Source organism: Ralstonia sp. RL (genome assembly GCF_001683835.1).
Taxonomy (GTDB): Bacteria; Pseudomonadota; Gammaproteobacteria; order Burkholderiales; family Burkholderiaceae; genus Ralstonia; species Ralstonia mannitolilytica.
Window position 1 is genome coordinate 1 of sequence record NZ_LWRX01000008.1, and the last position, 1,119, is coordinate 1,119.

1 protein-coding gene is annotated in these 1,119 nt (G+C 71.7%); it reads left to right on the forward strand.

Annotated features, from left to right (window positions below):
* The coding region (locus A6M56_RS02115; RefSeq protein WP_286757686.1) for a Sua5/YciO/YrdC/YwlC family protein at positions 1-1,119 on the forward strand (1,119 nt) is incomplete at both ends.

Consider the following 1,119-nt stretch of genomic DNA (forward strand, 5'->3'; position numbering starts at 1 on the left):
GGCCGGGCGCTGGCCGGCGATCCGATTGCGCAAACCCTGCGCCTGCTGCGCGACGGTCGCATCGTGGCGATCAAGGGACTGGGCGGCTTCCATCTGGCCTGCGATGCCCGGCAGGCAGCGGCCGTGGCCCGCTTGCGCGTGCGCAAGCAACGCGAGGCCAAGCCGTTTGCGGTGATGGGCCTCAATGTTGCTTCGCTGTCCGGCCTGGCGCGCATCGGCGAGGCGGAATCGGCCTTGCTGCACAGCATGGCGGCGCCCGTCGTGTTGTGCCCGAAAGGCGACCTCGAACTGCCCGGCATCGCGCCCGGCCTGGCCTGGCTTGGTGCGATGCTGCCGGCGACGCCGCTGCACCTGCTGCTCTGGCATGAGGCGGCTGGCCGGCCGGCCGGCACCGATTGGCTCAAGGAGCCGAGCGAGCTGCTGCTCGTGATGACCAGCGCCAACCCGCATGGCGAACCGCTGGTGATCGCCAACGACGAGGCGCTGGTGCGCCTGGCCGGCATCGCCGACGCCTTCCTGCTGCACGACCGCGATATCGTCATCCGCTGCGATGATTCGGTGGTGCGGGCGACGCCGCAAGGGCCGGCCTTCATTCGCCGCGCCCGGGGCTACGTGCCGGTGCCGGTCGCCCTGGCCGAGGATGGGCCGACGGTGCTGGCGCTGGGCGCTTACCTGAAGAACACGGTGTGCGTGCTGAAGGGCCGCGAGGCCTTCCTGTCGCAGCACGTCGGCGGCTTGGACAACGCGGCGGCCATCGGCTTCCTCGAGGAAACCGTCGAACACCTGCTGGCCATCCTGGACGTGAAGCCGGAGATCATCGCGCATGACCTGCATCCGGATTTCCCCTCCACCCATCTTGCCGTGCGCCTGGCCGAACGCTTCGGTGTTCCGGCGCGGGCGGTCGGCCACCATGCGGCGCACCTGGCCGCCATCGCCGCCGAGCACGGCCTGGCCGGGCCATGGGTTGGTCTGGCGCTGGATGGCGTCGGCCTCGGCCCGGACGGTGGCGCCTGGGGCGGTGAGTTGTTGCGGCTGGACGGCGCCGATTGCGCTCGCCTCGGCCATCTCCAGCCGCTGCGCCTGCCGGGCGGTGAGCGGGCGGCACGCGAGCCCTGGCGC